Source organism: Belnapia rosea, from assembly GCF_900101615.1.
In the GTDB taxonomy this organism is placed as follows: Bacteria; Pseudomonadota; Alphaproteobacteria; order Acetobacterales; family Acetobacteraceae; genus Belnapia; species Belnapia rosea.
In genome coordinates this window covers 119,382-142,231 of sequence record NZ_FMZX01000006.1, presented here as the reverse complement: position 1 = coordinate 142,231, position 22,850 = coordinate 119,382, and the positions used below count along the sequence as shown (strand labels likewise).

19 protein-coding genes are annotated in these 22,850 nt (G+C 71.2%); 9 read left to right on the top strand and 10 right to left on the bottom strand.

All coding sequences use genetic code 11. From position 1 onward, the window contains the following. Positions 1-9: 9 nt before the first annotated feature. The 5 genes from BLR02_RS13560 to cofH all read right to left on the bottom strand — a co-directional run bounded on the left by BLR02_RS13560 (position 10) and on the right by cofH (position 7,797). Complete coding sequence (locus tag BLR02_RS13560; RefSeq protein ID WP_090663626.1) at positions 10-771, bottom strand: DeoR/GlpR family DNA-binding transcription regulator; 762 nt, start codon at positions 769-771, stop codon at positions 10-12. A gap of 7 nt (positions 772-778) precedes the next feature. Then, positions 779-3,055 carry a 4-hydroxythreonine-4-phosphate dehydrogenase PdxA gene (gene pdxA, locus BLR02_RS31075; protein ID WP_090663570.1) on the bottom strand — a complete coding sequence of 759 codons (2,277 nt, stop codon included), beginning with the start codon at positions 3,053-3,055 and terminating at the stop codon, positions 779-781. Between the two features lie 6 nt (positions 3,056-3,061). Further along, positions 3,062-4,054, bottom strand: a complete 993-nt coding sequence (locus tag BLR02_RS13550) for a 2-keto-3-deoxygluconate permease (RefSeq protein WP_090565584.1) — start codon at positions 4,052-4,054, stop codon at positions 3,062-3,064. A gap of 310 nt (positions 4,055-4,364) precedes the next feature. Further along, on the bottom strand, positions 4,365-5,357 hold the full coding sequence (locus tag BLR02_RS13545; RefSeq protein ID WP_090565582.1) for a Bug family tripartite tricarboxylate transporter substrate binding protein: 993 nt from the start codon (positions 5,355-5,357) through the stop codon (positions 4,365-4,367). A gap of 94 nt (positions 5,358-5,451) precedes the next feature. Then, on the bottom strand, positions 5,452-7,797 hold the full coding sequence (gene cofH / locus BLR02_RS13540; RefSeq protein ID WP_218127941.1) for a 5-amino-6-(D-ribitylamino)uracil--L-tyrosine 4-hydroxyphenyl transferase CofH: 2,346 nt from the start codon (positions 7,795-7,797) through the stop codon (positions 5,452-5,454). Positions 7,798-7,885: 88 nt separating this feature from the next. Between cofH and BLR02_RS13535 the strand changes: the two genes are divergently transcribed. From BLR02_RS13535 to BLR02_RS13525, 3 genes are all read left to right on the top strand, one after another. After that, complete coding sequence (locus BLR02_RS13535) at positions 7,886-8,836, top strand: LLM class F420-dependent oxidoreductase (RefSeq protein ID WP_090663568.1); 951 nt, start codon at positions 7,886-7,888, stop codon at positions 8,834-8,836. A gap of 6 nt (positions 8,837-8,842) precedes the next feature. Continuing rightward, complete coding sequence (locus BLR02_RS13530; RefSeq protein ID WP_090663567.1) at positions 8,843-9,880, top strand: LLM class F420-dependent oxidoreductase; 1,038 nt, start codon at positions 8,843-8,845, stop codon at positions 9,878-9,880. 118 nt (positions 9,881-9,998) lie between these two features. Beyond that, the gene (locus BLR02_RS13525; protein WP_090663566.1) at positions 9,999-11,303 is read left to right on the top strand and encodes an alpha/beta hydrolase family protein; all 1,305 of its coding nucleotides are present in this window, start codon (positions 9,999-10,001) and stop codon (positions 11,301-11,303) included. Between the two features lie 36 nt (positions 11,304-11,339). Here BLR02_RS13525 and BLR02_RS13520 read toward each other — a convergent pair whose 3' ends face one another. Together BLR02_RS13520 and BLR02_RS13515 are read right to left on the bottom strand one after the other, a co-directional pair. Then, positions 11,340-12,191 carry an LLM class F420-dependent oxidoreductase gene (locus tag BLR02_RS13520; RefSeq protein WP_090663565.1) on the bottom strand — a complete coding sequence of 284 codons (852 nt, stop codon included), beginning with the start codon at positions 12,189-12,191 and terminating at the stop codon, positions 11,340-11,342. Positions 12,192-12,238: 47 nt separating this feature from the next. Beyond that, the gene (locus BLR02_RS13515; RefSeq protein ID WP_090663625.1) at positions 12,239-13,552 is read right to left on the bottom strand and encodes an LLM class flavin-dependent oxidoreductase; all 1,314 of its coding nucleotides are present in this window, start codon (positions 13,550-13,552) and stop codon (positions 12,239-12,241) included. Positions 13,553-13,656: 104 nt separating this feature from the next. On the opposite strand from BLR02_RS13515, the gene BLR02_RS13510 reads away from it, so the two are divergent. Continuing rightward, positions 13,657-15,225 carry an ABC transporter substrate-binding protein gene (locus tag BLR02_RS13510; RefSeq protein WP_176849557.1) on the top strand — a complete coding sequence of 523 codons (1,569 nt, stop codon included), beginning with the start codon at positions 13,657-13,659 and terminating at the stop codon, positions 15,223-15,225. After that, on the top strand, positions 15,222-16,601 hold the full coding sequence (locus BLR02_RS13505) for an LLM class flavin-dependent oxidoreductase (RefSeq protein ID WP_090663563.1): 1,380 nt from the start codon (positions 15,222-15,224) through the stop codon (positions 16,599-16,601). The genes BLR02_RS13510 and BLR02_RS13505 overlap by 4 nt, the downstream gene beginning before the upstream one ends. On the opposite strand, the gene BLR02_RS13500 is transcribed toward BLR02_RS13505, so the two are convergent. Beyond that, the gene (locus BLR02_RS13500; protein ID WP_090663562.1) at positions 16,553-17,740 is read right to left on the bottom strand and encodes an FAD-dependent oxidoreductase; all 1,188 of its coding nucleotides are present in this window, start codon (positions 17,738-17,740) and stop codon (positions 16,553-16,555) included. The genes BLR02_RS13505 and BLR02_RS13500 overlap by 49 nt on opposite strands. Before the next feature lie 10 nt (positions 17,741-17,750). After that, the gene (locus BLR02_RS13495) at positions 17,751-18,734 is read right to left on the bottom strand and encodes an MBL fold metallo-hydrolase (RefSeq protein WP_218127940.1); all 984 of its coding nucleotides are present in this window, start codon (positions 18,732-18,734) and stop codon (positions 17,751-17,753) included. A gap of 3 nt (positions 18,735-18,737) precedes the next feature. Here BLR02_RS13495 and BLR02_RS13490 point away from each other — a divergent pair, with 3 nt between their 5' ends. From BLR02_RS13490 to BLR02_RS13475, 4 genes are all read left to right on the top strand, one after another. Next, positions 18,738-19,622 carry a hypothetical protein gene (locus BLR02_RS13490; RefSeq protein WP_218127939.1) on the top strand — a complete coding sequence of 295 codons (885 nt, stop codon included), beginning with the start codon at positions 18,738-18,740 and terminating at the stop codon, positions 19,620-19,622. Positions 19,623-19,632: 10 nt separating this feature from the next. Then, the gene (locus BLR02_RS13485; protein WP_090663561.1) at positions 19,633-20,421 is read left to right on the top strand and encodes an aldolase; all 789 of its coding nucleotides are present in this window, start codon (positions 19,633-19,635) and stop codon (positions 20,419-20,421) included. 13 nt (positions 20,422-20,434) lie between these two features. Then, positions 20,435-21,418 (top strand): alpha/beta fold hydrolase, encoded by a 984-nt coding sequence (locus BLR02_RS13480; protein WP_090663560.1) that lies wholly within the window; start codon positions 20,435-20,437, stop codon positions 21,416-21,418. Between the two features lie 88 nt (positions 21,419-21,506). Then, positions 21,507-21,866, top strand: coding sequence for a hypothetical protein (locus BLR02_RS13475; protein WP_090663559.1), 360 nt, complete (start codon positions 21,507-21,509; stop codon positions 21,864-21,866). Positions 21,867-21,942: 76 nt separating this feature from the next. On the opposite strand, the gene BLR02_RS13470 is transcribed toward BLR02_RS13475, so the two are convergent. Beyond that, positions 21,943-22,797 (bottom strand): NUDIX hydrolase, encoded by an 855-nt coding sequence (locus BLR02_RS13470; RefSeq protein WP_090663558.1) that lies wholly within the window; start codon positions 22,795-22,797, stop codon positions 21,943-21,945. Positions 22,798-22,850 lie beyond the last annotated feature (53 nt).

Genomic DNA, 22,850 nt, shown 5'->3' with positions numbered 1-22,850 from the left:
GCGGCCGCCTCAGCCGGCGCCTGGAGCCCGGACCACCTCGGCGCCTTCGGCACCGAAAGCCTCGCTCGCCCGCTCCGGCGCGTCGGTCACCAGTGTCCAGCGCGCCGGCAGGGGCGCCCAGCAGGGCTGGCCGGCGCGGCCGAGCTTCGAGGCATCCGCCAGCACCGTCACCGCCGCGGCACGCTGCATCATCAGCGACTTCAGCGAGACCTGCTCCAGCGTCGCCTCGCAGAGGCCGAGGCCGGGCATCAGCCCATCGGCGCTGGTCAGCAGCCGGTCCGCCGTCAGGCAGCGCAGCGCCGCCTCGGCGAGCGGCCCGCTGGTGCTCATGCTGATCGGCCGCACGGCGCCGCCGAGCACCACCAGCTCGATCCCCGGCTGGTCCGCCAGCAGGGCGATCAGGGGCAGGTTGTTGGTGATGATGCGGTGGCGCCGCCCGCGCAGCAGCCGGCCGAAGGCGGCGATGGTCGAGCCGCCATCGAGGATCAGCGTCTCGCCCTCCGGCACCAGATCGAGCGCCGCCGCCGCGATCGCCGCCTTGGCGCCGCGATTCATCCCCTCCCGCGCGCCGAGGCTCTGCTCCTCGGCCATCGGGGCGAGCATGGCGCCGCCATAGGTGCGGGCAATGGCGCGCTCCGCCGAGAGGCGCTGCAGGTCGCGCCGGATGGTGGAGGGGGAGACGCCGAAGCGCGCCGCCAGCCCATCCACATCCGCCTCGCCGGCCGCGATGGCGGCGAGGATCGCCTCCCGCCGCGTGCCGCTTCGCCGCATGCCCTGGTCAGGCCGCGGGGCGGAGCCGGCGCGGCGCGAGGTCCACCGCCTGGCGCAGCGCCTCGACCAGGCTGCCCTCATCGGCGATCCCGCGGCCGGCGATGTCGAAGGCCGTGCCATGGTCGACCGAGGTGCGGATCACCGGCAGGCCGACCGTGATGTTCACCCCGGCCTCCAGCCCCATCACCTTCACCGGCCCATGGCCCTGGTCGTGATACATGGCGACGACAAGGTCGAAATCGCCGCGGGCGGCGCGGAAGAACAGCGTATCCGCCGGCAGCGGCCCGTCGACCTTCCAGCCCTTGGCGCGGCAGGCCTGCACGGCGGGGATGATCTTCTCCTCCTCCTCGCCCTGGCCGAAGAGGCCGTTCTCGCCGGCATGCGGGTTGATGCCGCAGACGCCGATGCGTGGCTCGGCGATGCCGGACTTCACCAGCGTGGCATGGCCGCGCGCGATCGTCCGCTCGACCAGTCCGGGCTCGATCCGCCGGATGGCGTCCATCAGGCCGATATGGGTGGTGACGTGGATGACGCGCAGCTTCGGAGCCACCAGCATCATCGAGACCTCGGGCGTGCCGGTGAGATGCGCCAGCAGCTCGGTATGGCCGGGGTACTTATGCCCGGCGGCATGCAGCGCCTCCTTCGACAGCGGCGCGGTGCAGATCGCATCCGCCTCGCCCGCCTCGACCAGGCGCGTGGCGCGCTCGATGTAGCGATAGGCGCCCTCGCCGGAGACGGGGGAGAGCGTGCCGAAGGGGTGTCCGGGCGGGATCAGGCCGAGATCGATGCAGTCGACCGTGCCACGCTGGTAGCGGGCGGCGGAGGGCTCGGCGAGGGCCGCGACCGAGAGTCCGCCGCCGGTGATCACGCCCGCCTCGCGCAGACGCCCGGCATCGCCGATCACCAGCGGGCGGCAGATCCCATAGACATCCTCACGCGCCAGCGCCTTCATGATGATCTCGGGACCGATGCCGGAGGCATCGCCCATGGTGATGGCGACGATGGGCCGGTTGTCCTGGCCAAGGTCCTGATCGGGGGTCATGGCGGGTCCTCGTGCAAGCAGGGTGCGCAGCCGGGCGAGGCTGCGGGCGATGGTCTCGGCCGTGCCGAAGGCACCGGCCTTGGTCATGACGGGGATGGCATGGGCACCAAGGGTGACGCCGAGCGGCACGCCCGGCTCCATCTCGTCGAGCAGGCGGATGCCGGTGACGCCGAAGCGGCCGAGCAGGGCGCAGGCCGTCTCGCCGCCGGTGGCGAAGAGGCCGGCGACATGCGGCGCGGCCGGCGCCAGCACGGCGGCGAGGCGCCCGGCCAGCAACGCGCCGCGCGAGAGGTCGGCCTCGCCCTCGGCGCCGATATCGACCAGCACATCCTCCCCGGCGGCGAGGGCGGCGGCGATGGCCGTGCCCGCTCGCTCCGCGGCCGCTGCATCGAGCAGCAGACTCGGCGGCAGGCTGAAGGGGCGCACGGCACCGGCCTCGACCAGCCGCGCGGCGGCGGCGCGGGAGGCCTCCGCCACGCTGCCGACCACGACGAGCATGCCGCCGGCCCCGGCGCGGGGCAGGGAAGGCGGCGCTGCTGCCCCGGCGCCACCCTCGGCCGTGGCCAGCGCCACGGCGATGCCGCCCGAGCCGGTCCAGAACACCCGGTCGCCGAAGGGCAGGCTGGCCCGGGCGATGGCGTCGAGATCCTCCGGCCGCGTGGCGTCGCAGACCAGGGCATCCAGCCCCTCGGCCAGCGCCGCGGCGATGCCCTCCGCCGCCGCGCCGCGCACCGCGTCCAGCGGCAGCAGCCGGGCCTTGAGCCCCTCGGCCTCCAGCACTGCGACGAGATCGGCGCTGGGGTAGCTGTGGTCGCGCGCCCAGAGCGGCGTCGCCTCCAGCGGCACGCCCTGGAGATGGATGCGGCCGCCCTCGGTGGTGCGGCCGGTCGCCGGGAAGGCTGGGGCGACCAGCGCCATGGCGCCGGCACCGCGCGCCCGCAGCGCCTCGATGGTGGCCCGCAGCTCCGCCGCCGGCTGGCCGCGGAGCGTGCTGTCGATCTTCTTCACCAGCCGCATCCCGGGCCGCAGCCGGGCCTCCAGCAGGGCGCGGTGGCGGGCGGCGGCCTGCGCCGGGCTCAGACGCCGGCTGTCGGCATCGATGGCGAAGACCTCGGCTCCCGCCGCCGGGACGGGCGCCTCGCCCCACCCGACCACGGCCGGCTGGCCATGGCGGGCGAAGGCGATGGCGCAATCGGCCGCGCCGGTCAGGTCATCCGCCAGGATCAACCAGCGAGGGGCCATGATGAGCTACTCCGCCGGGCCGGGGGCTGCGGCCGGCTCGGTGGCCGGCTGCACGCCCACCGCCTTCGCCGTCCAGGCCGTCAGCAGTGGCACCAGCACGGTGGTGACGATGACGGCGGCGGCGACCAGGATGGTCGCATGCGTCGCCGCCTCGGCATAGGCCGGGTTGGCGGCCGCGACGATCGCCGGCACCGCCGCGGCATTGCCCGCGGTGGACGCGGCGGCGACGCCCGCCACGCCCGTGCCGCCCGTCGCGCGGTCGGCGAGGAAGAGCGGGATGCCGGTCAGCACCACCACGGCGACTCCGAGGCCGAGGCCCAGCAGTCCCGCCTGCCAGACCTTCGCCAGGTCGAGCCCGCTGCCGAGGGCGAAGGCGAAGAAGGGGATCATCACCGGCACCGCGCGGGCGAGGAAGGCGCGCATCTCGCGGTCGAGATTGCCGAGCAGCATGCCGAAGAGCAGCGGCAGGATGGAGCCGACCAGCGTCGGCCAGGGAAAGGCCGAGAGGCCGGCGACGCCGAGCGTCACCATCGTCAGGAAGGGCCCGGATTCCAGCGACATGATGGAGTAGGCGCCGACGTCGCGCGGCTCGCCGTACTGGCCCATCAGCGCCATGTAGAGGCCGCCATTGGTGTCGTTCATCGCCGCCACCACGGCGAGGGTGGAGAGCCCTGCGAAAAGTCCGGCGCCGATCGGTGCCTCGCCGAGCCACTGGCCGAAGACCACGCCGAGGATGACGGCAACGGCGATCTTCACCCCAAAGAGCGTGCCGCCCTTCTTCAGGATGTAGGGCGTGGCGCGGATGTCGATGCTGGCGCCCATGCAGACATAGAAGACGGCGAGGATGGTCAGCGCGCCGCTGAACAGGGCACCGGTGAAGGAGCCAAAGAATTTCGGCGTGCCGGGGGCGAAGGTGGCCAGGAGCGCGCCGAGGGCGAGGGGCACCACCATCATGCCGCCGGGGACGCGCTCGATGGCACGCTTGATCGGGATCTGCATCGGAACTCCAGGAACCTGCGCGAAATGCGCAAAACGCGGCGAGGAAGCGCCTGTTTCGCGTGAGAACCGGGCGGAGATGCGCGCCGTGTCTGCGCAAGTCAAGCTCACCACTGCGCGATGTGCGCAGTCATGCGCTGCCTGCACCCCGGGCCGGTGGCCTCAGGGCGTGACCTGATCGGTAAGTCCTGGGGGGCGCCCTGCTTTCAGGAGCAGGGTGCAGAGGTGGCGGCCATGGCCGAGACCGGCGCCAACATTCGCCGGGCTGCCAGGTAAGGGGCGCCCGGCCACCGGAAGGCCGGGCGCCGCTGCGCTATTCCATGGTCGCGCCGGAGGCCTCGACCAGCCCCTGCCACACCTTCTCCTGCGCGCGCATATAGGCGCCATAGGCCTCGGGCGACTCATCGGCGATGGGGGTGAAGCCGATCGGCTCCATCTTCTGGCGGAAGGCATCCGAGCGCACCACCTGGGTGAGGGCACGGTGCAGGGTGGCGATGCGGTCTGCCGGCGTGCCGGCCGGGGCGTTGATGGCGTACCAGCTCTGCATGTCGATATTGGCGTTCGGCAGCAACTCCTTCATCGCCGGCACCTCGCGCAGCTCCGGCACATAGGTGATGCGCTCGGCACTGCCGACGGCCAGCGGGCGGAAGGCGCCCTCGCGGATATTGGCGATCGCCGCCGGGATCACGTCGAACATCAGGTCGATGTTGCCCGCCAGCAGGTCCTGGAAGGCAGGCCCGCCGCCGCGATAGGGCACATGGGTGATGTCGACGCCGGCCGCGCGCTTCACCGATTCAATGGTCAGGTGGCTCACGGTCCCGGTCCCGGACGAGCCCATGGTGAGCTTGCCCGGGTCCTTCTTCGCCGCCGCCATCAGTTCCTGGAAGGTCTTGTAGGGGCTTTTCCCGTTGACGATCAGCACCACCGTGCCGGTCGTCACCCGCGTCACCGGCGCCAGGTCGCGCATCGGGTCGAGCGGCATCGACTTGCGGAAGAGGAATTTATTGGCGCAGAGGATGTTCGCCGAGCCGAGCAGCAGCGAATAGCCGTCCTTCTCCGCCTTGGCGACGACATCGGCGCCGAGATTGCCGCCAGCCCCGCCACGGTTGTCGACCACGACATTCTGCTTCAGCACCGGCTGCAGCTGCTCCGCCAGCAGGCGCCCCGTCAGGTCCACCGCGCCACCCGGGGCGAAGGGCACGACGATGCGCAGCGACCGGTCAGGGAAGCCGCCGGACTGCGCCCGGGCGGAGATGGCGGGTAGGGAAAGGGCGGCAGCCTTCAGCAGGATGCGGCGGTTCGGCATGGATCTCTCCGGCAAGGGATGGGGGGTCTCGGCGGCGCCCCCTCGGTCGGCCGGAGCCATAACGCAGGAGCGGCGAAAAGGCGATCCGCCAGCCTCAGCCCCGCACCGCCTCCCGCTTGCGCGGCGCCGTCTGCACCACCGGTGACAGCTCGGCGGCCTCGAAGGCGGCCTGCCGCCGGCTTTCCGGCACTGGCCCGTAGAGGGTCGTCCGCTGCTCCGGCTGGCGCCCGATGGAGCGGATCAGCGCCTCCATGGCTTCGGGCGGAAATTCCTGGCCATGCTGCGTGCCGGCCGCGCGGCTGATGCTTTCGTTCATCAGCGTCCCGCCAAGGTCATTCGCCCCGGCCTGCAGCGCCAGCGCCGCCCCGGCCGGCCCCATCTTCACCCAGCTCGTCTGGATGTTCGGGATCAGCGGATGCAGCACCAGCCGCGCCACGCCATGCATCAGCACCGCCTCGCGGAAGGTCGGCCCGCGCCGCGCCTGGCCCTTGAGGAACATCGGCGCCTCCATGGCGACGAAGGGCAGGGGGACGAATTCGGTGAAGCCACCCGTCTCCGCCTGCAGGTCGCGCAGCGCCAGCAGGTGGCGCGCCCAGTTCAACGATGTCTCGACATGGCCGAACATGATCGTCGCCGTGGTCCGCAGGCCGAGGCCGTGCGCCGCCCGCGCCACCGCCAGCCATTCGGCGGTGTTCACCTTGTCCGGGCAGATGATGGCACGGATCTCGTCGTCGAGGATCTCCGCCGCCGTCCCCGGCAGCGTGCCGAGCCCCGCTGCCTTCAGCCGCGTCAGGTATTCCGTCAGCGAGAGGCCGAGCGTCGCCGCCCCCTGCGTCACCTCGAGCGGCGAGAAGGCGTGGATGTGCATCTCCGGCAGCACGGCGCGGATCGCCCCGCAGATGCCCTCATAGGTCGCGCCCGTGTAGTCGGGATGGATGCCGCCCTGGAGGCAGACCTCGGTCGCGCCACGGTCCCAGGCCTCGACCGCACGGCGGACGATCTCGCCATGGTCGAGGTCATAGGCCGGTCCGCGCAACGCCTCATGGGTGCGGCCCTTGCTGAAGGCGCAGAAGTGGCAGCGATAGGTGCAGATATTGGTGTAGTTGATGTTGCGGTTGACGACATAGCGCACCGTCCCACCGGAGACGGCCGCGCGCAGCGCATCCGCCGCCGCGGTGACATGGGCGAAATCCGCATCGCGCGCGGCGAAGAGCTGCATGATCTCGGGAGCATCCAGCCGCTCACCCGCCGTCGCGCGCGAGACGATGCGCGCAACCGTGCCATCGGCCGCCGCCAGCCGTGGCGAGGGCAGGCGCGGTGGCGTCACCTCGCCCGGCGACCAGCGATCCTCGCGTGCCCAGCCCTCGGCATCGCTCGCCTGCCGCAGCCGCGGCGCGACGACGGGCGCGATCCAGGTCTCGGCCGCCCGCACATAGGCCGGGTAGGCCGGCAGCCGCTGCACCAGCACCTTGCCCGCCTCCGCGGTGCGGGCCGCCAGGATCTCGATCCCGGGCCAGGGCGCCTCGGGGTTCACATGGTCGATCGTCACCGGCGAGACGCCGCCCCAATCGTTCAGCCCCGCCGCGACCAGCCGCTGATAGACGCCGGGCGACAGGTTCGGCGGCGCCTGGATGTTCATCGCCGGCCCGAGCAGGATGCGCGCCGCGGCGATGGTCCAGAGCAGGTCCTCGAGATCCGGCTCCTCCGCTCCGGCGAGCCTGGTGCCCGGCTTCGCGCGGAAATTCTGGATGATGACTTCCTGGATATGCCCGTGCTCGGCATGCGATGCGGCGATGGCCTGCAACGCCTCCAGCCGCTCCGCCCGCGTCTCGCCGATGCCGATCAGGATGCCGGTGGTGAAGGGCACGCGCAGCTCGCCGGCCAGGCGCAGCACCTCCAGCCGCGCCGCCGGGTCCTTGTCCGGGCTGCCGTGATGCACGCCGCCGGGCGCGCAGAGCCGCGTGCTGGTGCTCTCCAGCATGATGCCCTGGCTCGCCGTCACCTCGCGCAGCGCGGCGACCTCGTCCCGCGTCATCACGCCAGGATTGGCATGCGGCAGCAGCCCGGTCTCCTTCAGCACCAGGGCGCACATGGCGACGAGGTAGTCGATGGTGCTGGCATGGCCGAGCGCCGCCAGCGCCTCCCGCGCGGCGTGCCAGCGCAGCTCCGGCTTGTCGCCCAGGGTGAACAGCGCCTCGGTGCAGCCCGCGGCGGCGCCGGCGCGGGCGATCGCCAGCACCTCCTCCGGCGTCAGATAGGGGTTCTGCCCGGCGCGGGGCTTCTCGGCGAAGGTGCAGTAGTGGCACACGTCGCGGCACAGCTTCGTCAGCGGAATGAAGACCTTCCGCGAATAGGAAAAGGCGCGGCCATGCCCGGCATCGCGCAGCGCTGCCGCCTCCGCCATGAGCTCCGCGAGCGGCCGGTTCAGTAGCGCATTCATCCCGTCACCCTTGCCCGTCACCCGGGGTGGCCGCATCCTGTGGCAGAGCCCGGCGGGACGCAATGCGCTGGCAGGAGGAGACGGAAGCATGCAGATCGGCTTCAACGCGCCGAGCGGCGGCCCGCTGGCCACCCCCGAGGCCTTGACGCAGCTGGCCCAGGGCGCCGAGGCGCTCGGCTTCCATTACGCCACCTTCAGCGACCATGTCGTCATCCCGAAGGATATCCAGGCGAAATACCCCTATACCGATACCGGCGAATTCCCCGCCAGCAGCCGTGGCGAGAGGCATGAACAACTCACCCAGGTGATGTTCGTTGCCGCGCGGACCGAGCGCCTGCGCCTCGTCACCTCGGTCATGGTGGTGCCACACCGGCCGGCGCTGCTTACCGCGAAGATCGTCTCGACCATCGACGTGCTCTCCGGCGGCCGCCTCACCCTCGGCATCGGCGCCGGCTGGCTGCGCGAGGAATTCGAAGCGCTGCAGGCGCCGGATTTCGCCGCTCGCGGCAGGGTGACGGACGAGTACATCCTGGCCGCCCGTGCCTTGTGGACGCAGGAGGAGCCCCGCTTCGAGGGCGAGTTCGTCCGTTTCGCGGAGATCGGCTTCGCCCCGAAGCCGGTGCAGGACCCCTTGCCGATCTGGGTCGGCGGCGAGAGCGGCCCGGCGCTGCGCCGCACCGCACGGCTCGGCGATGGCTGGTACCCGATCGGCACCAACCCGTCGCATCCGCTCGACAGCCTGCCCCGCTACCGGGCCGCCATCGAGAAGCTGCACGGCCTCACCCGCGCCGCCGGGCGGGACCCGGCCGCTATCGCGCTCGCCTATCGCGTGCAGAAATTCGGCGCCGAGGTGCCAGCCAGGGCGGGCGACGGCGAGCGCCGCCTGTTCTCCGGCCAGCCCGGGGAGATCGCCGCCGACCTCCGCGCCTTGCGTGCGCTCGGCGTCGCTGCCATCGACTTCACCTTCCCTGGCGAGACGGCGGAAGGGGCGCTGGACGCCATGCGCGCCTTCCGCGACACCATCCTGTCCAAGGCCTGACCCGCGATGAAACTCGGCATCACCATCGGCATGATCCGCGGCGCCAGGCCGCAGCTGGAGATGGATCTCGTGCTGGAGGCGGAGCGGCTCGGCTTCGACGCCATCTGGTGCGGCGAATCCTACGGCACGGATGCGGTGACCCCGATCGCCTGGGTGCTGGCCCGCACCACGCGCATCAAGGCCGGCACCGGCATCATGCAGATGCCCGCCCGCACGCCGACCTGCGCGGCGATGACGGCGATGACGCTCCAGGCGCTGTCGGGCAACCGCTTCCTCTGCGGCATCGGTCCCTCGGGCCCGCAGGTGGTGGAGGGGTGGCATGGCCAGCCCAATGGCAAGCCGCTCGGCCGCACGCGGGAATATGTGGAGATCATCCGCGCCATCCTGGCCCGCGAGAAGCCCCTCGAGCATGAGGGCGAGCATTACCAGATCCCCTACAAGGGTCCCGGCGCGACCGGCCTCGGCAAGCCCTTGCGCAGCATCATCCATGGGGATCCGGCGCTGCCGATCTACACCGCCTCCATCACGCCCGGCGGCATGCGCCTCTCGGGCGAGATCGCCGATGGCAACCTGCCGATCTTCATGTCGCCCGAGGGGGCCGATGCGGTGGTCGGGCCGACGCTGGAGGGCATGGCGAAAGCAGGCCGCACATTGGCCGGATACGACATCGCGCCCTATACCAAGATCCGCCTCGGCGATGACCTCCAGGCCTGCCGCGACGCGGTGAAGCCGGAACTCGCCCTCTACATCGGCGGCATGGGCGCCAGGGGGAAGAATTTCTACAACGACTACTGCAAGCGCCTCGGCTACCCCGATGCGGCGGTGAAGATCCAGGATGCCTTCCTCGACGGCCGCAAGGCCGAGGCCGCCGCGGCGGTGCCGGACAAGCTGGTGGACGAGATCGCGCTGGTCGGCCCTGCCGACCGCATCCGCGGCCGGTTGCAGGACTGGAAGGCAGTGGCGAAGGAGGGCAAGGTCGGCACCGTGGTCCTGACCGGTGCCACGATCGAGGCCCTGCGGGTCGCGGCCGAGGCGGTGCTCTGAACCCGGTTCACCGGGTCGGCAACCTTCCCGCCATGTTTCATTCGGCAACCGGTGCATCCCTTGGGTTGTTGCCGCGTTAAGCGGCGGCAAGACGGAACCAGCCCAGGGAGACGCGGCCATGCCCACGGTGAGGGATTACACGCTGGCGCAATTTGCCAGCACGGCCTTCGAGAATACGCCTTCGGCCTTGCCGGGCGGCTTCACGCCTTTGACGCCCGCGGCGCTCGGCGTGGTGGTCGATGCCCCGGGCGAGAGCTTCGCCAATGGCGTCTACCGGCAGGACAATGCGGCCGCCCTGGTCGGCACCGGGGTGCTGGGCGGGCTGAACACCATCGTGCTCGCCTTTCGAGGCGCCGATGACCGCACCGACTCGAACAACGTGTTGCGGGACCCCGCCACCGACTATCCCAAATTCGCTGAGTTGGTCGCGGCCGTGGACAGGCTCGCCGCCAGCGGCGCCTACCAGCAGGTGGCGGTCACCGGGCACAGCCTCGGTGGCTCGCTGGCGCAGATCTTCATGGCGAACCATCCGGCGGGCGCCACCACCGTCCACTATGTCAGCGACACTTTCGGCTCGCCGGGTGCCCTGGTGCCGGATGCGAATGACGCGCGGATCACCAACTATGTGGTGGTGGATGATCCGGCAGTCTTCCTCGGCGAGAACCGGGAGGCGGTCGGCAACACGATCGACGGCAACCTCCTGCTGGAGCGCCCGGCCGCCGAGCTGGCCGCCAGGGTCTTCCCCGGCCTGACCGTGGATGATGCGCTCGACGCCATCCCCACCTTCAGCGCCAATTACGAGAATGCCGGCGGCACGGTGAACCTCCCCGGCAAGGCCGGCGGCACAGGCCCGATCTCCAGCGTCACCGGCCTCCTCCAGGCCGACCCGGCGCAGCACGCGATCTCGAACTATATCAGGGAGCTCGGCAACATCGCCTTCCGCCTGCCCGGCAGCGGCAATGAAGGTCTGTTCGACCGCGACTTCTACCTGCAGCGCAACGCCGATGTCGCGGCCGCCGGCATCGACGCGAAGCAGCATTTCGACACCCATGGCTGGCGCGAGGGGCGCGACGCCTCCGCCGTCTTCGACACGGGCTTCTACCTGCAGAACAACCGCGACGTCGCCGCCGCCGGCGTGAACCCGCTGGCGCATTTCGAAACCCATGGCTGGCGCGAGGGCCGTGCCCCCGATGCCTTCTTCGATACCGGGGTTTATCTGCGCGAGAATCCCGATGTCGCCGCGGCGGGCATCAACCCGCTGGTGCACTACCTGCTGTTCGGCTGGAACGAGGGACGGGATCCGGGCCCGGCTTTCGACACAGCATCCTATCTGCTGGCCAATCCCGATGTCGCGGCGGCGGGGATCAACCCCCTGGAGCACTACCTCGAATTCGGCATCAACGAGGGCCGCGTCATCGCCTGACGCCAAGCTCGCCTGACTGGGGGCTGCCGCCTCCGGTCAGGCGACCAGCCGCGCCAGCTCCGCCCAGCGGTCCAGCTGCGGCAGGATCACCTCGGCCTTGGCCGGCTCGAGGCTGACCACGACCCGGTCGATGCCGAGGTCGCGGTCGGCCAGCAGCGCCTCGCGGTCCTCCGTCGCGCCCCAGATGGTGATGGGCACCTCCTCCGGCTTGCGTCCGGCCGCCGTCACCATCTCGCGGAATTGCGGGACGAGCGCCGCGACATCGGCATAGTGCTCGCGCACGCGATGCGGCATCCAGCCATTGCCGTAGCGGATCGCCCGCCTTGCCCCCCAGGGGAAGGCGCCACCGACGATGACCGGCGGATGCGGCTGCTGCACCGGCTTCGGCCAGGTCATCATCGGGCCGAAATTGACGAATTCCCCATGGTATTCCGGCTTCGACCGGGTCCAGATCGCCTGCATCGCCTCGATCCGCTCGCGCGCCAGCTTGTGCCGCGTCCCGAAGGCGGTGCCGTGGTTCTCGATCTCCTCCCGGTTCCAGCCATTGCCGACGCCGAAGAGGAAGCGCCCGCCAGAGATGCGGTCGAGCGATGCGACGGATTTCGCCGTCTGGATCGGGTCCCGCTGCACCACGAGGCAGATGCCGGTGCCGACCTTCAGCCGCGTCGTCGCCATCGCCGCCGCGGTGAGCGTCACGAAGGGGTCCATGACGTCGTAATACATCTTCGGCAGCTCGCCGCCGCCGGGCCAGGGCGTCGCCCGGGCCAGCGGGATATGGGAATGCTCCGGCGCCCAGAGGCTCTCGAACCCCCGCTCCTCCAGCGCCCGGGCCAGCTCGCCGGGTGCCATCGAATAATCGGTGAAGAACATCGCCGCGCCGATCTTCATCGCCAGCCTCCCCGTTTCAGGCAGGCTGGACCGGAAGCGGGCCGCGCTCAAGGATGGAAAAGGCGGCTCCGCGGGCGGTCGAGGCCCAGATGCTCGCGCAGCGTGGTGCCGGAATACTCCCGCCGGAACAGGCCGCGCTCCTGCAGGACCGGCACGACGAGGTCGACGAAGTCGTCGAAGCCGCCCGGGAAATAGGGCGGCAGGATGTTGAAGCCGTCGCAGGCCCCGGCCTCGAACCATTCCTGCAGGGTGTCGGCGATGCTCTCCGGCGCGCCACAGATCACCCAGTGGCCGCGCGCCGCCCCGGTCAGGTTGAACAGGTCCCGCCAGGTCATCCGCTCGCGCAGCGCCTTGGCCAGCATGACGCGGGCGAAGCCATGCGAGCTGTCGGGCAGCGGCAGCTCCGGCACCAGCGCATCGAGGGGGAAGCCCGAGACATCGACGCCGAGGCGCGAGGACAGCATCGAGAGCGCGTTGTCGGTGTTGACGAAGCTCTGCAGCGTGTTCAGCCGCTCCCGCGCCTCCGCCTCGGTCCGGCCCACGACCGGCATCACGCCCGGCAGCACCGCGAGCGTGTCCGGGTCCCGTCCGAAGGCCGGCATGCGCGATTTCAGGGCCGTGTAGCCTGCCTTCGCCTCCTCCAGGTCCTGCACCACGGCGAAGACCACATCCGCGGTGCGGGCCGCCAGCGCCAGGCCGGGCTCGGAGGAGCCGGCCTGGAGGATGATCGGCTGGCCCTGCGGCGTGCGGCTGGTCGGCAGCGGGCCCTTGACCCGGAAGAACCGGCCCTCATGGTCGAGCGGCTTCACCTTGGCCGGGTCGATGTAGCGCCCCGTCGCATGGTCACGGATGATCGCGCCATCGTCCCAGCAGTCCCACAGCCCGCGCACCACATCGACGAATTCCTCGGCGACCTCGTAGCGCGCGTCATGCTCCGGGTGGATGCGGCCGAAATTATCGGCGGCCTTCTCGCCGGAGCTGGTCACCGCATTCCAGGCCGCGCGGCCGCCGCTGAGATGGTCGAGCGAGGCGAAGGTGCGGGCGACGTTGTAGGGCTCGTTGTAGGTGGTGGAGGCGGTGGCGCCGAGCCCGACATGGGTGGTGGTCGCCGCCAGCGCCGCCAGCATGGTCAGCGGCTCGAACCGCGCGGCGAAGGAGGGGTGCATGCCCGGCTCGCTGGCCAGGTTGTCACCGAGGAAGATGAGGTCGAACTTCCCCCGTTCCGCGATGCGGCCGATCTCCTGCACCACGCCCAGATCCTCGAAGCTCTGTGCCGCGCCCGGATAGCGCCAGCCGGCGATGTGGTTGCCGGTGCCGAGGACGAAGACCCCGAGATGCATCTGCCGGGGGGACTGGGACATGCGGAAAGGCTCCATGCTGTTGTCCCGGAGGGAAGCAATTTCCGTGCCCGGACGGCATGGGCCTTGCATGGCAGCCAAGCCGCCGCCGCATGAGGAGAGCCTGCATGCTCCGCCCCCTGGTCCTTGCTGCCCTGATGATCTCCGCCACCGCCGGTGCCCAGGAGTTGCGCATCGCCATGAAGGCGGCGGTCGACAGCGCCGACCCGCACCTCACCTATACGCCGAACCGCAATGTCGGCATCCATGTCTTCGAGACGCTGGTGGATCTCGACCCGCAGCTCCGCCCCATCCCGGGCCTTGCGGAATCCTGGCGCCCGGTCGACCCGCTGACCTGGGAATTCACTCTGCGCGAGAATGTCCGCTTCCATGACGGCTCGCCCTTCACCGCGGAGGATGCAGCCTTCTCCATCCGCCGCGCGCAGAGCATCACCGGTGCCCGCACCTATGCCAATGCGGTGCGCAACATCGCCGAGGCCGAGGCACGCGACGCCCGCAGGCTGGTCCTGCGCATGAAGGCGCCGACGCCCCTGCAGCCGAATTTCCTCGCCCAGATCGGCATGGTCTCGGCCCGCGCCTCGGTCGATGCGGCGGAGGGGGACTTCAACGGCGGTCGCGCCGGCATCGGCACCGGCCCCTATCGCTGGGTGCGCTGGACGCCGGGGCAGGATGTGGTGCTGGAACGCAGCGCCACCTGGCGCGGCACGCCGGAGCCCTGGTCGCGCGTCACCTTCCGCGTCATCAGCAACGACAGCGCCCGCGTCGCCGCGCTGCTCGCCGGCGATGTCGATGCGATCGACACCGTCCCTGCAGGGCTGCAGCCGCGCATCCGCGAGAGCGACCGCACGCAGCTCGTCAGCACCGACAGCATCTTCACCCACTACCTCTACATGGACAGCATGAGCGCCCGCATCCCGAATGCCACGGGCGCGGATGGCCAGCCCCTGCCGCAGAACCCGCTGCGCGACCAGCGGGTACGGCAGGCGATGACGCATGCGATCAACCGCACCGCGCTGGCCGAGCGCGCCATGGAGGGCGGGGCGAGCTCGGCCGGCCAGGTCTCGCCGCCAGGCTTCCTCGGCCATGACCCCTCGATCCCGGTACCCGCCTATGACCCGGCGCTTTCCCGCCGGCTGCTGGCCGAGGCCGGCTACCCGGGGGGCTTCGCCCTGACGATCCACTGCACCAATGACCGCTTCGCCGGCGATGCGCGGGTCTGCCAGGCGATCGGGCAGATGCTGACCATGGTCGGCATCAGGACCAGCGTGGATGCGCTGCCGACCTCCATCTATTTCCGCCGCGGCACGACGCTGACGCCGACCGGCGAGCCGGAGCTGAGCGCGCATCTCTCGATGTACGGCTCCACCACCGGGATCGGCACGGAGAGCATCACCTCGCTCATTCGCACCATCAACCCGGGCCTCGGCCATGGCGGCTGGAACCGCACGCGCTACTCGAATGCGGAGCTCGACCGGCTGCTGACAGTCGCCGAGGAGATCTTCGATGCGGATGAACGCGAGCGCGCCATGCAGCGGGCGCTGCGCTTTGCCGTCGATCAGCAGGCGCTGCTGCCGGTCTTCTTCGTGAAGATGGCCTGGGGCATCCGCCGCGGCCTCACCATGCCGGCGCGCGGCGACGGCTTCACCATGGCCACCGCCATCCGGCCGGCGCCATGAGCCGACGGCAGCTCCGGCTCGGCGCCTTCCTCTACACGCCGGGCAGCCATTCCGCCGGGTGGCGGCACCCGGATGCGGTGCCCGAGACCGACATGGATTTCGCCTGGTACGTACGGATGGCGCGGACCGCCGAGCGCGGGCTGATCGACACCGTCTTCTTCCAGGACACGGCGGCGGTGAACGGCAGCGCCAACCTCGACGGCGCCGGCGCCATCCGCCCGCGCGTCTCGCGCCAGGTCTATCTGGAGCCGGTGAGCCTCATCGCCGCACTGGCGGCGGTGACGACGCATATCGGCCTGATCTCCACGGCGACCACCACCTACTCCCAGCCCTATGACCTGGCCCGCCGCTTCGCCACCATCGACCATATCAGCGGCGGCCGCGCCGGCTGGAACCTCGTCACCTCGCAGATCGAGGACGAGGCCGGCAATTTCGGCGCCGAGCGGCATATGGACCACGCGCTGCGCTACGAGCGGGCGGAGGAATTCTGGGATGTCGTGACGGCGCTCTGGGATAGCTGGGAGGACGGCGCCCTGCTGCGCGACAAGGCGAGCGGCGTCTATATCGACGGCGACAGGCTGCACTTCCAGCACCATGAGGGCCGCCACTTCAAGGTGCGCGGCCCGCTGAACCTGCCGCGCACGCCGCAAGGCCGGCCTGTCATCTCCGAGGCGGGCTCATCGGAGGCCGGCAAGCGCCTCGCCGCCCGCACCGCCGACCTCGTCTTCACCGCCCAAACCGTGCTGGAGGAAGGCCGCGCCTTCCGCGATGAGGTCCGCGCGCTCGCCACCGGCTTCGCGCGGGACCCGGACGATGTGAAGATCCTGCCCGGGCTGATGACCATCGTCGGCCGCACGGAGGAGGAGGCCCAGGCCAAGCTCGCCGTCCTGCAATCGCTGATCTCGGACGAGGCGGCGATGCGCCTGCTGGCGCGGCTCTGCGGCGATCTCGACATCTACGCCTACGACCCGGACGGCCCGCTGCCGCCATTGCCGCCCTCCAACGCCGCCAAGGCGCGCCAGCAGCTCATCGTCGACCTGGCGCGGAAGGAGGGCCTCTCCATCCGACAAGTGGCGCGTTATCTCGGCACGTCGCTCGGCCACCAGCTCCAGGTCGGCACGCCGGCGCAGATCGCCGACCGGATGCAGGAATGGCTGGAAGAGGGCGCCTGCGACGGCTTCAACCTGATGTTCCCGCACTTCCCGCGCCCGCTCGAGGATTTCGTCGAGCTGGTGGTGCCGGAACTCCAGCGGCGCGGCATCTACCGCACCGGCTATGAGGGCAGGACGCTGCGCGAGAATCTGGGCATTCCGGTCCCGGCCAACCGCTACACCCGCACCGGCGCGAATTCCTCGGGCGGCGGCACGTCGGTGTAGAGGCGCCGCAGCCTCGCCAGGAATTCCGGCCCGCCCTTGGCCAGGGACCCGGCCACCGCGTCCTGTCCGGGGAACATGGTATCCGTCGCCTCCAGGCTGAAGCGGCGGACGAACTCGATCCGCGTGTCGCGCCAGGCGGCGACATCCTCGGCCAGGCCACCGCGCCGCAGCACGGCACCGGCGATGACGCCATCCTCGATCGCCTGGGTCGCGCCCTGGCCGAGCGTCGGCACCATCGCATGCGCCGCATCGCCGAGGAACAGCACGCGCCCCGCCGCCGCGCTGCGCAGCAGGGGCGCATCCTGCAGCCGCGCCCAGTGGATGGCGCCGATGCCGGCGGCCAGCCGCTCGCACATCCAGGCGACGGCGGGGGAGGCCCGGCCGTCCTCCGGCGTGTAGAGCGCGCGCTGGAAGGCGGCGGTCCGCGCCTCGGGGGGGATCTCGGCCTCGGCCGAGGCCAGCGGGAAGCCGCCGGCGATATAGGCGGCGCCCCCCGGCAGCCGGTAGGCCAGCAGCCGCGCATTGCCGTTGAACCACTGGCCGTAATCCTCGAAGGGGCAATCCGCCGCCTCCGGCACCAGCAGCCGCGTCATGGCAATGCCGTGGAAGACCGGCCGCGGCGCCCCCGCGGTCAGCCGCCGCAGCGCCGAATAGCGGCCATCGCCGGCAACCAGCAGCTCGTAGCCCCGCGGCCGCAGCCGGGCCCCGTCCGGCGCCTGCAGCACGGGCACCAGCCGCCCCGCCGCATCCTCCTCCACCGCCACCAGTTCCAGCTCGTGATGGGTGATATCGGCGACGGGGGCGCGCAGCTGCCGGTACAGCTCCGACCAGCGCAGGCGAATGCCGGCGTCCTCCGCCACCGTCTCGAGCGTCAGGTCGAGGAGGCGCTGCCCATCCGCTGTCTCGATGATCCAGCGCCGCCAGGGCAGCGAGGCGGCGCGCACCGCCGCATGCCGCTCGGGCAGGTGGAGCCGCAGCGCCTTCATCGCATTCGGCCCGCAATTGAGCCCGGTCCCCGCCTCCTCCTCGCTGCCCCGCGGCATGCGGTCGAAGATGTCGACGGTGAAGCCAGGGGCGCCCATCAGCATCTCGGCCAACACGCTGCCGGCCACGCCGCAGCCGATGATGCCCACTCTCATCCCTTGGCCCTCATCCCGCCGTGGCCATGAAGCGGAAGCCATCGCCCCAGCGCGTCACATGGCCGGTGGAGGGTGAGGGGAAATGCGCCGTGCAGATCAGCCGCCCGGTGTCGCAATGGCACTCCAGGAAGCGCCGCCGCGTCGCGGCCGACTGTGCCTGGTCGGTATCCGCCCGCATGGAGATCTCGGGGTAGCGCGCCTGCAGGGGCGAGTGGATCAGGTCACCCGTCAGCACCGCGATGGTCTCCTCCTTGCCGATCTCCACCGCCACATGCCCCGGCGTATGCCCCGGCGTCGGCGTCAGCCGCAGGTGGTCGCCGATGCCGCTGTCGCCGGCGACGAGGTCGGCCCGCCCGGCTTCCAGGATCGGCAGCACGCTGTCCTCGAAGACGGGGTTCGGTGCCGTCTTCCGTGCCTCCTCCCAATGCGCCACCTCCGTCGCCGCGAAGAGGTAGCGGGCCTTGGGGAAGGTCGGCACCCAGCGGCCGTCCTGCAGCCGCGTGTTCCAGCCGACATGGTCCACATGCAGGTGGGTGCAGAGGACATAGTCGATATCGCCGAGGCCGAGGCCGGTCGCCGCCAGGTTGCGCTCCCAGCTGTCATCGGTCTTGTTGTTCCAGAAGGGCTGCGACCGCTGCTTGTGGTTGCCGACGCAGCTATCGACCAGGATCCGGTGGTGCGGCGTCTCGATCACGTAGCTCTGGATGCAGAGCCGCAGCTTGCCCGTCGCCGGGTCGATGGCCTCGGGCTCCAGCCAGGACCGGTTCTCCTCCAGCAGCTCCGGCGCAAGGTTCGGGAAGAAGGTGAGGGGGTCGAAGAGCGGGCTCTCCTCCTCGATCACCCGGTGGATGGTGAGGTCGCCCAGCCGGAAGCCCGTGCCCATGTTGCCGTCCCCTGTCGTGCCCGCGCATGGTAGCGCGAAGCCCGGCGGCTCATAGGTCTTGCGTGGTGTCCGGCCCGGCGCGAAGCTTCGCGGCGCCAGCGGGAGGAACATACCATGGACGGCATGGCGAAGGTGGATTGTCCCTTCAACCGGGCCAGCGAGACCCTCGGCAATTCGGTCGAGCTCCAGCACGTCAACCTCCGCGTGCCCGACCAGGCGCTGGCGACGGCCTTCTACATCACCGGCCTCGGCCTGACCCGCGACCCCTATCTGATGACCGGCCTCGACAACATGTGGGCCAATGCCGGCGTCAGCCAGTTCCACCTGCCGACCGGCCCGGCGCAGGTGCTGCGCGGCGTGGTCGGCCTGGTGACGCCGAACCGGGAGCTGCTGCTGCACCAGCTCCACCGCGCCCGCCGCTGGCTGGAGGGCACGCGCTACGCCTTCGCCGAGGCCGAGGGGCATGTCGACGTCACCTGCCCCTGGGGCAACCGCATCCGCGTCCATGAGCCGGACGCCGCGCGCTTCGGGCGGATCCATCTCGGCATGCCCTATGTCCAGCTCGACGTGGCGCCCGGCACGCTGCACGGCATCGCCCGCTTCTATGACCAGATCATCGGCGCCCCGGCGGCAATGCGGGACGGCGCGCTGCATGTCCTCGTCGCCGCATCCCAGCACCTCGTCTACCGCGAGACCGACGCGCCGCAGCCGGAGTATGACGGCCACCACATCCAGCTCGCCTTCGCCGATTTCGGCGGGGTGCATGCGAAGCTCGCCGGGCGCGGGCTCATCAGCCGCGAGGACAGCGAGCACCAGTACCGCTTCATCGACCTCATCGACCCGGAGGATGGCCGCCGCCTCTTCCAGGTCGAGCACGAGATCCGCAGCATGACGCATCCGCTCTTCCGCCGCCCGCTGGTCAACCGCAACCCGGCGATCAGCAACAACCTCTACGCGCCCGGGCACGAGGCCCTGGCGCCCGCCATACCACCCGCCTGAAGGACCCATCATGGCCCATAGCCTCGCCCCGCCCGCCGCCCCCGCCATCCTGCGCAATTCCAACCTCGATGCCGCGGCGGTGCAGCAGGCGCGCATCGACCTTGCCGCCTGCTTCCGCATGGCGGCGAAGCTCGGGCTGCATGAGGGCATCTGCAACCATCTGAGCGCCATGGTTCCGGGGCGGGACGACCTGTTCCTCGTCAACCCCTATGGCTGGGGCTTCGCGGAGGTCACCGCCTCCCGCCTGCTGGTCTGCGACTTCCACGGCCATGTCGTCGCCGGCGAGGGCGTGCCGGAGGCGACCGCCTTCTACATCCATGCCCGCGTCCACAAGAACGTCCCGCGCGCCCGCGCCTGCTTCCATACCCACATGCCGAACGCGACGGCGCTCGCCATGCTGGAGGGCCCGCCGCTGGTCTGGGCCGGCCAGACCGCGCTCAAATTCTACGGCCGCACCATGGTCGACGAGGAATATGCGGGCCTCGCCCTCGACGAGGTGGAAGGCGACCGCATCGCCGCCAGCATCGGCGATGCCGACATCGTCTTCATGAAGAACCACGGCATCATGGTGGTCGGCCCGACCATCGCCGAGGCCTGGGACGACCTCTACTACCTCGAGCGCGCCTGCGAGGCGCAGCGCCTGGCCATGTCCACCGGCCGTACCCTGAAGCCCGTGCCGCCCGCCATGGCGGAGAAGACCTACCTGCAGATGCGCGAGGGCGACCGCGAGAGCGCCCGCCTGCATCTCGAGAGCATCAAGCGCATCCTCGCCCAGGAGGCGCCCGGCTTCGCCGACTGACGGAGGACGCCCCATGCCCAGGATCCGCCATCGCAGCCTCGCCGCCAATGGCATCACCCAGCATGTGGCGGAGGCGGGGGAGGGGCCGGCCGTGCTGCTCTGCCACGGCTTCCCGGAATCCTGGCGCTCCTGGCGGCACCAGCTCCTGGCGCTGGCCGAGGCCGGCTTCCACGCCATCGCCCCGGACATGCGGGGCTATGGCGAGACCGAGGCGCCGGCCGCGATCGAGGACTACACGATCCTGCACCTCACCGGCGACATGGTCGGGCTGCTGGACGCGCTCGGCCTGCCGCAGGCCGCCATCATCGGCCATGACTGGGGCGCGTCCGTCGCCTGGACCGCCGCCCTGCTGCGGCCGGACCGCTTCCCGGCCGTTGCCGGGCTCAGCGTGCCCTTCAGCCCGCGCGGGCCGGTCAGCCCGGTGGAGGCGCTGCGCCGGGCGGGCCGCCACCGCTTCTACCAGCTCCATTTCCAGCAGCCCGGCCTCGCCGAGACCGAGCTCGGCCGCGACCCGGCGGTGACGCTGCGGCGCACCCTCTGGTCGCTTTCGGGCGACCCGCCGGAGGCGGAGCGATGGCGGCCCGACCTGCCGGAGAGTGGGTTCCTCGCCAGCCTTGCGGAGCCGCCCGCGCTGCCCGCCTGGCTCCCGGAGGAGGAACTGGCCGCCCTCGCCGCCATCTACCGCCGGACCGGCTTCACCGGTGGCCTCAACTGGTACCGCAACATCCATCGCAACTGGCAGCTGATGGCGCCCTTCCAGGGCCTGCTCCTCCACCAGCCGAGTCTCTTCGTCGCGGGCACGCTGGATCCGGTGCTCGGCTGGGCCGGCCCGGCGGTGGAGGCGCTGCCGGCGCGTGCCACCGGCCTCCGCGGCACCGTATTGCTGGACGGCATCGGCCACTGGGTCCAGCAGGAGGCGCCGGCGGCGGTGAACGAGGCGCTGCTCGGCTTCCTCAACGGCCTGCGCGGGGAGGGCGTGCTGGTCGCATCCTCTTGAGAGACCGGCCTTTTTCCGCCGGCTTGCTGCCACAAACCTGGCACGATCCGGCTGTTTCATCAGGGACAGACCCAAGGAGGGTTGTGAGATGAAATTCCGTATCGCCGCCGCTGCGGCCCTGATCGCAGCCACCGCCCTCGCCGCTCCCGCCGCCCAGGCCCAGGGCTGGCACCGCGGCGGCCATGGCGGTGGCTGGGGTGGCCCGCGCCATCACCATCATCATGGTGGCGGCGGTGCGGCGGTGGCCGGCATCATCGGTGGGCTGGCGCTTGGTGCGCTGGCGCTCGGCGCGGCCAATGCCTATGCGGCGCCCCCGCCGCCGCCGGTCTATTATGCCCCGCCGCCTCCGCCGGTGGCCTATGCGCCGCCTCCGGGCTACTACGCGCCCCCGCCGGCCTATTACGCCCCGCCGCCGCCGGTGGCCTATCGCCCTGCCTATGCCTGGTAGGGCATGGGCCTGACGACGCGGGCGGGGTTGCCGGCCACCAGCACCCCGGGCAGCATCCCGTCCCGCCCCGTCATGCTCATCCCCCCTGGTCCAGCCCCCGCCGCAAGGCGCGGCCTTCCTCGCTCGCGGGGTCGATCAGCCCCTCGCGGAGGAACAGGTCGATCAGGACCAGGTTCACGTTGAACTTCACCCGGTCGGTGTCCCGCACCGTCTCGAGCAGCCGCCGCACCGGCCAGAGCTCGAACCGCTCCACCTCGCCATCCGCGGGCACCGGGGTGAACGCCTCCGGCAGGTCGAGGTCGAAGGCATGCAGGATGTCCCGCCGCATGCCGATGCCATGGCGCATGACATAGGACATGCGCGCCACCGGCCGCGCCTGCCCGGCCAGTTCGGCGGGGATCGAGGCCTCCTCCGCCGCCTCCTTCACCAGGCATTCCAGCGGGCTGAGCCCGGCCGGGATGCCGCCTGCCACGAGATGGTCGAGCTGCCCCGGCGCCACCGGCTTGTGGCGGGACCGCACCCCGACCCAGACCTGCAGCCCATCCGCCCGCCGCACCAGCCCGTTCAGATGGACGCCGGCCGCCTGGACCCCGAAGGCCGGGATGGCGCCCCGGTCGAGCTGCGCCAGCGCCGGTCCTTCCGGCTCCGCCCGCACGTCGAAGGCCTCGTCCCGCAAGGTGAAGAAGCCCCGGCCGGCCAGGGACCGGCAGGCCACCGCCAGCGCCTCGGTCCGCGCCGCCGGGCCGCGCAGCCGGGAAGCCAGGGCGACACCCTCCGCATCGAAATGGAAGTCGCGCGGGAAGAAGGTCAGCCCCCGCGCCAGCTCCGGCCCCAGCCAGCCGACCTGCGTCCCCGCGATGCGGAAGGGGATGAAGCCGGCAGGGGAGGGGAGGTCGTTGCAGGCCTCGATATGGCGCAGGAAGGGGCTCATCCCCCAGGTTTAGCCCCCGCGGGTCCTTCCCGGCCATATGGCCGGTTTGCCGC